Origin of the sequence: Desulfosarcina sp. (assembly GCF_041551955.1) — a bacterium.
Classification (GTDB): domain Bacteria; phylum Desulfobacterota; class Desulfobacteria; order Desulfobacterales; family Desulfosarcinaceae; genus Desulfosarcina.
In genome coordinates, this window is record NZ_JBFELV010000207.1 from 1 (window position 1) to 8542 (window position 8542).

General features: G+C 59.3%; 5 protein-coding genes. 3 read left to right on the forward strand and 2 right to left on the reverse strand.

Features of this window, described 5'->3' with window-relative positions; genetic code table 11:
- Window positions 1-161 precede the first annotated feature (161 nt).
- Both lon and ABYV26_RS15245 read right to left on the reverse strand, forming a co-directional pair.
- On the reverse strand, window positions 162-2513 hold the full coding sequence (gene lon, locus ABYV26_RS15240; RefSeq protein WP_372682214.1) for an endopeptidase La: 2352 nt from the start codon (window positions 2511-2513) through the stop codon (window positions 162-164).
- A gap of 96 nt (window positions 2514-2609) precedes the next feature.
- On the reverse strand, window positions 2610-2924 hold the full coding sequence (locus ABYV26_RS15245) for an Hsp20/alpha crystallin family protein (RefSeq protein ID WP_372682215.1): 315 nt from the start codon (window positions 2922-2924) through the stop codon (window positions 2610-2612).
- 366 nt (window positions 2925-3290) lie between these two features.
- Between ABYV26_RS15245 and htpX the strand changes: the two genes are divergently transcribed.
- From htpX to ABYV26_RS15260, 3 genes are all read left to right on the forward strand, one after another.
- Window positions 3291-4235 carry a zinc metalloprotease HtpX gene (gene htpX, locus ABYV26_RS15250; RefSeq protein ID WP_372682216.1) on the forward strand — a complete coding sequence of 315 codons (945 nt, stop codon included), beginning with the start codon at window positions 3291-3293 and terminating at the stop codon, window positions 4233-4235.
- A gap of 637 nt (window positions 4236-4872) precedes the next feature.
- Window positions 4873-6834: a dynamin family protein gene (locus ABYV26_RS15255; protein ID WP_372682217.1), complete on the forward strand. Its 1962-nt coding sequence runs from the start codon at window positions 4873-4875 to the stop codon at window positions 6832-6834.
- A partial coding sequence (locus tag ABYV26_RS15260; RefSeq protein WP_372682218.1) for a GTPase occupies window positions 6831-8542 on the forward strand: 1712 nt, incomplete at its 3' end. The genes ABYV26_RS15255 and ABYV26_RS15260, both read left to right, overlap by 4 nt.

The following is an 8542-nucleotide window of genomic DNA, read 5'->3' on the forward strand; positions in this document are numbered from 1 at the left end:
CGTTTTTTCAATGAACCATACAAAGATTGAAGCATTTTGGATACTGATTATCTGGAAGCTTCTTCCAAACTTCACAACCCTAACAAGTAGACCCTATCATTATCTTTCGTTTTTGTATTTTTTAACCGTGAACCGATAACTGTAAACCATAAACGGTTACCTTATTCATTGATGGCGATTTTCAGCACATCGATCATTTTATCCAAGAAATGGAACTGGATATCGGCGCGCACTTTCTGGGGTAGGTCCACCAGGTCCTTTTCGTTCCATTTGGGCAACAGGATGGTCTTGATGCCGGCGCGGTGGGCGGCCAGCATTTTTTCCTTGATTCCTCCCACGGGAAGCACCTGGCCCCGCAGGGTGATTTCACCGGTCATGGCCAGGTTCTTGTGGATGGGTTTGTTTTTCAGCAGGGAGACCAGGGCCGTGAGCATGGTGACGCCGGCCGACGGGCCGTCCTTGGGAATAGCACCGGCGGGCACATGGATGTGGATGTCGTGCGTTTCGTAAAAATTCTCATCCACGCCCAGTTTTTTTGCGTTGGCCCGGATGAAGCTCAGGGCCGCCGTGGCCGACTCTTTCATCACTTCCCCCAACTGGCCGGTGAGGGTGAGTCCTTTTTTGCCCTTCATGGCCGTGGCTTCGATGAACAGCAGGTCGCCGCCGACGGGGGTCCAGGCTAGGCCCATGGCCACACCGGGGGTGGACATGCGGGCTTTGGCCTCCGCCTGAAGTTTGACCGGCCCTAAATATTCGGCCACGTCGGCGACCTTGATGGCGGCCTTCTTGATCTTGCCTTCCGCAATGCCGGCGGCCACGCCCCGGCAGATGGTGGCGATCTCCCGCTCCAGATTTCGTAGGCCGGCCTCGCGGGTATACCCGGATATGATGCGGCGCACCGCGCCGGCGGCGATGTTGATCTGTTTGGCCTTGAGGCCGTGGGCCTCCCGCTGGCGCGGAATTAGGTAGCGGGAGGCAATCTTGACTTTTTCATCTTCCGTATAGCCCAGCAGCTGGATCACCTCCATGCGGTCGAGCAGGGCGGAGGGGATGGTGTCCAGTACGTTGGCCGTGGTGATGAACATGACTTTGGACAGGTCGAAGGGGACGTCCAGGTAGTGGTCGGAAAAGGAGAAATTCTGCTCCGGGTCCAGCACTTCCAACAGAGCTGACGAAGGGTCGCCCCGGAAATCGGATCCCACCTTGTCGATTTCGTCCAGCATGAATATGGGGTTGTTGGAGCCGGCCCGGCGCAGCCCCTGGATGATGCGTCCGGGCAGGGCACCAACGTAGGTCCGCCGGTGCCCCCGGATCTCCGCCTCGTCTCGCACGCCGCCCAAGGAGATACGGTGAAACTTGCGGCCCAGCGCCCGGGCAATGGAATTGCCCAAGGATGTCTTGCCGGTTCCCGGAGGGCCGGCCAGGCAGAGAATGGGGCCCTTGGAGTCGGGCTTGAGTTTTCTCACGGCCAGGTATTCGATGATTCGCCGCTTGGCCTTTTCGAGGCCGAAATGGTCATCGTCCAGGACCTTGCGGGCTTTCTTGATATCCAAGTTGTCTTCGGTCGCTTCGCTCCAAGGCAGCTCGGTGAGCCAGTCCAGGTAGGTCATGGCCACCGTGTATTCGGCCGAAGACGGGTGCATGCGGGCGAGCCGGTCCAGTTCTCGCTCTGCTTCCTTCACCGCCTCCTCGGGCAGCTTTTTCTCTACGATCTTGGCCCGATATTCTTCTAGCTCTACGGTGGCTTCATCGGTTTCCCCCAGCTCCTCTTTTATGGCCTTGAGCTGTTGGCGCAGGTAATACTCCCGCTGGCGCTTGTCCATGTCCCCCTTGACCTGGGATTGAATCTTGTCGCCCAGCTCCAGAATCTCCAGCTGATGATGAAGCAGCTTGGTGACGGCCTTGAGGCGTTTGGTGGAGTCCTGTATCTCCAGAATCTGCTGTTTCTCCTCGGGTGAGGAGTTGATCGTGGAGGCCATCATGTCTGCCAGGGTTCCGGGTTCCTTGATCGAGGCGGCCATGGAACCCATTTCATGGGGCAGACCCGGCGACAGCTGCACGACTCGGCCAAACTGCTTGATGGCGTTGGCCATCAGCGCTTCGGTCTCGTTGTCCTTGTGGTTGATGTCGCTGAAGTGCTCCACTTCTGCCACCAGGTAGGGTTTGCCTTTTTGAAATGACTTGACACGGAAGCGGCTCAGCCCCTGAACCAGCAGCTGAACATGGTTGTCCTCGGTCTTGGCCATCTTCAGGATCATGGCGGCGGTGCCCACCGTGGCCAGGTCGCCGCTTTCGGGGTCCGGTCTTACATTCTCCTGCTTTTTGGCCACCAACAGACCGATCATGCGGTCGTTGGCCATGGCCTCGTCGATCAAATGAACCGATTCACCCTTCAACACGACTAAAGGCAGGACCATTTTCGGAAACAGGGTCGCATCGAACAGCGGCAGTATGGGGAGCACGGTGGGAATATTGTCCGTGTTGTAGTCCATGGATGGTTTTTTGTCTTGCATGACGCCCTCCTTAAAGGGTGTGAAGGGGCGGAGCCTTTCGCCGCCCGTCTACGCGGATACGGCTGACTGGTACGCGGGTCTGCCGGAAAAAGTTCATTACTCTTCGCTGATGGGTATTTTGTGCACCTTATCAAGCCTGAGTTTGGCAATCCTGACTTTCAGCAGCCCATTGGCATAGGTTGAGGAAACCACCTCCGTGTCCACTGGGGATGGCAGGTAAAGAATCCGCTCGAACCGCCCGTACTGGATTTCGGCAAGTCGGTAGGTGCCGTTGGACACCCGGGACATCTCCCTGCGGATGCCGGACACCTTCACCGCCCGGGAGTTGATTTCCAAGTCCAGGTCGTTTTTTTCCACGCCGGAAATTTCGGCCCAGATCATGATCTCTTCCGGGGTTTCAAAAATGTCCATCTGCGGTGTCCAGAGGTGTTCCCGGGACGAAAACATCGGGTTGACGGGACGTGGTCTGAACATTTCCTGAATAGTTTTCCCCAAGCCCTGGTCGGTGGGATCAAAATTGCCTCCGAATTTAATTTTGATGTAGTCCATAGGTTTTTCCCCGAACCTGTTTCCTGTTATTGGTGTACTTCGGTTCACGTGGTTTTGACGATGGGGTCAACGTAGCACCGAAACGGGTGGTTGTAAAGCGACATGGGCGGATTGTCCCGCCCCTGTTGCCTTTGCGCGAATCGGTGTTATTATTGAGCACACGAATGAGAACGACAAATCAGTCGTTTTGTTTAACGGTGAACACCTTATCAAGAGGAAATGACGCAAATGGGCAATCAGCTAAAAACCACCCTTCTGCTGGCCGTGATGACGGCTTTCATCATGATCGTGGGCAACCTGCTGGGGGGGCGCCAGGGAATGTTGATTGCCCTGGTTCTGGCTGCAGGAATGAACTTTTTCAGTTACTGGTTTTCGGACAAGATCGTCCTGAAAATGTACCAGGCGCATGAGGCGACACCCCAACAGGCCCCTGAACTTTTCGAGATGGTGCAGACCCTGTCCCGTCAGGCGGGCCTGCCCATGCCCACGGTTTACATCATTCCCAAGGACACGCCCAATGCCTTTGCCACGGGTCGCAACCCCGAGAATGCCGTGGTTGCCGTCACTCAAGGACTGTTGACGCTCATGAACCGGCAAGAGATCATGGGCGTGCTGGCCCACGAGCTGGCCCACGTGAAGAATCGGGACATTCTCATCGGCACCATCGCTGCCACCATGGCCGGAGCCATCATGCTGCTGGCATCCATGGCGCGCTGGTCTGCCATTTTCGGCGGCGGGCATCGAAACGATAACAACGGCGGCGGCATGGGCGCCATCGGCATGATCGCCATGTCCATCATCGCCCCCATGGCGGCCATGATCATCCAGATGGCCGTGTCGCGCTCCCGGGAATACTTGGCCGACGCCACCGGCGCCGCCATCGCCGGCAGTCCCGAGGGGTTGGCCCGGGCCCTGGAAAAGCTGGGAGCCTATTCACGGCGCATTCCCATGGACGCCAACCCGTCGACGGCCCACATGTTCATCGTCAACCCATTGTCCGGTAAAAGCCTGCAGCGCCTGTTCTCCACGCACCCGCCGGTAGAGGAGCGGGTCAGCCGGCTTCGCGGCGCGCGGCCCGGCGGTGTTGGGCCGGCGCCGCCACCTCCGCCAAGGGGCGGTGATCGCAGGCAGGACGCCGGTAAGGCATTCTGGGATAGATTGAAAAGGGATTAGATGCCATCGGGAGAGAGGCCGGAGGGCAAATTTTCATCCTCAACAGCTATCGATTTCGTTTGGGATTTGGAACTTGTGGGTTGGAATTTATTTGAGATTTGGTGCTTGGTATTTGTTATTTTCGGTAAGTGTCGGTTGGCGACGATTGCTCGCCATGATGGCATCTGCAGCGTTTCCGAGACGAAGGGTCACCCATCTCCGCCTGGTCGCCGCGACAAACTCGGCAGCGGTTTTCGTCGCACCATTGGCAGGAGAAGCACGCTTTGCACGGATGTTTTTGCTGCACCTGACTGGCATCTTCCGGTACATAGACCTTGCCGGCCAGGCCGGGGACGTTGACCCAGACCATCATTTTTCTCCCTTAGCAACCATTGAATGGCCTAAAGATGGGAACGGACCGAGACTTGTCAACTGCTTCACCGCTCCGCTGAAGTGTGATAGGGGTACCTCAGGCGGTTGTGTGCATCCATACGATGGCATTCGATGACCGACGCATCCCGGTCCGTTTGCGTTGCTCGTCACTCGAATTCGACAGGTATTCTCGATCCTCGCGCCTGGCGGCCCAGGCGCCTCTGCCATCTCGGTGTGCCACCGTATTGCTGAACACGACCACTTAGGGAAAGGAGACCGTTTTCAGGTGGATCCATTGTACGATGAAGGTACCATTGCGGCAGTCCGCGGGCTAAAGGAGGATACTGCGGCTCTGGCCGACCTGGTGGCCATTGATTCAGTGGCGGCCGTCGATGCATGGAAACAGGCGGTGGACACGCGCCTGCTCCCCCGCTTGACACCGGAATTTCCTTTGGTGGCGGCCATTTGCGGCGGCGGTTCCTCGGGCAAATCCACCTTGTTCAACACCCTTGTCGGCGAAGCGGTCTCCCCCACCGGCGGCCGGGCGGGCATGAACCGCCGGATTCTGGTTTCGCTCAACGCCACCCACCGCGGCACCCCCAGTATCGCAGACGCCCTTTTCGAGCCTTTCGGGTGCCCGCCGCAGCAGATGACGGACATGCAGGCTCTCACTACCCCCGGCGATCCCCTGCTGCATTATAGTTCGGGCCTGCCGGCGGATCTGGCGCTGTTGGACACCCCGGATTTCGACACCGGCGCAGGCGGCAGCTACCAGAACCGGGAGATGGCCGAGCGGTCACTTCGGGCCGCCGATGTGTTCGTCTACATCTTTACCAACGCCAACTACAACAACCGCGACAACACTGATTTTGTCGCCCGAATGCTTACCGCCGTTGGCACGCGCAGCTGTTTTCTGGTCTACCGGGCCTATCCCGGCTTCACCGACGATGAAGTCCTTGAGCATGCCGGTACGGTGGCCAAAAACCTTTACGGCGATCGGGCAGAGCGACATGTGTTGGGTGTTTACCGGGCCGGTGAGGATAACCAGGTGGCGGCCGGACAGCGGGCGATGACCATCCTGCCGGTGGAAGCGGGCCAGCCTGATCTCATGGCCGCGTTGACACGGATGGATCCGCGTCAGGTGAGAAGAGAACTTCACCGGTCCATTTTCAACGATGTGATCCGACAGGGGCACCGGTTTTTCGAGGAGGCCCGCGAATCGAGTCAACACCTGGCACTTTACCTGACCTGTCTGCGCACGGTCCAGCAGCGAAGTGTCCAGGACGCGCTGGGACATCTTCCCATGGATGCGGTGGTTCGCCGGTTTTCAGAGATCTGGCAGGATACCGACCCGTCCCATGTCAAGATCATGCGCAAAACCGGGCGAGTGGTGGAGACACCGGTCCGTCTGCTGATGCGGGCAGCCAAGTGGTTAGGCGGAAGAAAACCGAAGGAAAACGGGTTCCCGGACGGCGACAAGATGGCGGCGGCCCTGGAGGCAGATCTCATCCGGGCGGCCAATCGCCTGCGCCAGGCGGCGGTCGATCCGGCGGTCGTGCTCCACCTGTCTGAAACGGACCCGGCAGTCGGTCCGCTGCGTGAATCGATCCGCCGACTGGCCGAAAAAACCGGGGCTACCGTTCAGCGCACCGACTCGGCCATGGTTTCCTTCAAGGTTCCCCTTCACCCCGTCCTGGCGGCCACACAGGCAGACCTGCGCAGCCAGAACTGGTCGGCTGTTGTAGACGACATGCTGGCCCGGCAGGAGGGCCTGCTCGGTCTCACCAGTCAGCTGGAAGCCGATCTGCAGCGACTGGCCCACGAGCAGCGCTCCCGCATGACAACCATCGATCAAATCCGACAAACGTTTTCGGCCATGCTCAACATCCTTCCCGCCACTGCCGCGGTAACCTATGTTCTTCATACCGGGGATCCTGTGGGGGCAGTGGGCATCAAGGTCAAGCTGGCCGGATTGTTCGGCCTCAACGACCTGTATGCCCTGGTGGCTATCCCGGCCACCGCCGGAATGAAAAAGGCGGACCTGAAGCAGCTGGAAGCCCTGTTGGGCCCTGTGGCCCGGGCCTGGCTCACGCACAAATTGACGGCCATCGAAGCCCTGTTTGAAGAGAAGATCACCGGGCCGCTGCTAGGACGGGGTCGGGAAATGGCTGAACACACCGCCAAGCGGATCGATTCGATGGCTGAACGCCTGGCCCGCTGCGGTCGAGCACTGGAGAAAAAAACATGATGGATGCGCAGATGGCCAGACTCCGGGCCATGGGAGAAGTGGAAACCGTTCGTACAGACATTCAAGAGCTGGCCGAGACCCTGGACGGCATCTCCCTGTGGCGGCCCGCCATCGGCCTGCGAAAAGCCTGCGACGAGTCCCTGCGCATGCTGGACCGCCTGGTCGAGCTCTTCGATCGCAAGCTGGTGGTTACGCTCGTGGGCCCCAGCGGTTCGGGAAAATCCACGCTGCTCAACGCCCTGTCGGGCGAGGACAACCTCTCGCCGTCCGGCCACCGCCGTCCAACCACCGAGCAGGTGGTGGTGTTTTGCCGTCAATCCGCCGATGCCGGGCAGCTAATGGACCAGTTGGGCCCGCAACACATCAGGGTCCACGCCAGCCAGGCGGCCGAAGCCCTTGAAAATATCATCCTCATCGACACGCCGGACACGGACAGCACCCACCAGGACCGGCACGTACCCATCATTCGCAAGGCCATCACCCTGTCCGATGTGCTGGTCTGCGTGTTTGACGGGGAGAACCCCAAGCGGCGGGACCACACGGATTTTCTGGCCCCCTACGTACGGTTGTTCAGTGGAGAGAGCCTGGTGGTGGCGGTGAACAAATGCGACCGGCTGGCCGAAGCCGAACTCACCGGCACCATCATGCCCGACTTTTACCGCTATATCAGCGAGGCCTGGTCCGCAGAACCGGCGGCGGTCCTGTGTGTCTCCGCCAGAAGCCATCTAAAGAACCCGGGTTGGGATCGCGAGGCTACCCCCAAGCACGACCGGAACCAGTTCGACCAGCTTCGGCAGTTGATTGTCGGCACCTTCAACCGATCCGGCTTTTCCGTGGACCGCCGACTGGAGAACGCTCGGAATCTGCGAGAGTACCTTCAACAAACCGTTCGCAGCGAAGCGCAAAAGGAGAAAAAAGACTTGGAGGCGGCCATCGACCAGATGGCCGCCTCCGAGGCGGAAGCCATGCGCCAGGCGGTGACCGCTTTTCGCGGCGGCGGCCACGCATTGATGCCGGGCATCAACGTCCGCCTATATCAGCAACTGGCTCAGCGTTGGTTGGGGCCGGTAGGGTGGCTGGTGGCTGTCTGGACCCGGATCCTGGTGTTCGGCACCGGCATCGCCTCCCTGCTGCGATTCGGCAATCCGGTCCGGCAGATTGTCGGGGCGGTTTCCGCGGTCAGGCATTATGCGGATTCCAAAAAGGATCTGTATGCGACGGATCGTGGATCCGGTGCCGGCATGGCCCTGCAGCGCTATGACAGCGCCATTGCCCGGGTGTGGCCCGATATCGCCGAAACACTGATCAGGGCCCGGTTTGCAGCCTCGGTGCGCCAGGCTCGACATGCGCCGGGATACGGGGACGAGGTCGGGGAGCGCCTTTCCCTCGTCTGGAACGACGCGTTGGAGGATGAATTGACCCAGGCCGGCCGCCGGCTGAGCGGCGGGCTGCTTCAGCTTGTCTTCAATCTGCCGGTATTGGGTGTCCTGGGCTATGCGGGATGGCTTACCGGGGTCAATTTTTTCTCTGGAAGCATTCTTTCGAGCAACTTTTTTCTACACGCCTTCTGGACGATTGTGATCGTCCTCTTCCTCAGTTTTTTCCTGCTTCAGGCGGTGATTCGCCTGGCGGCCGGAAAAGAGCGACTGCTGGCGCGCATATTTTCTCGTGTCCGGGAAACAGTGGACCAACAGCACAACCTGTCGGA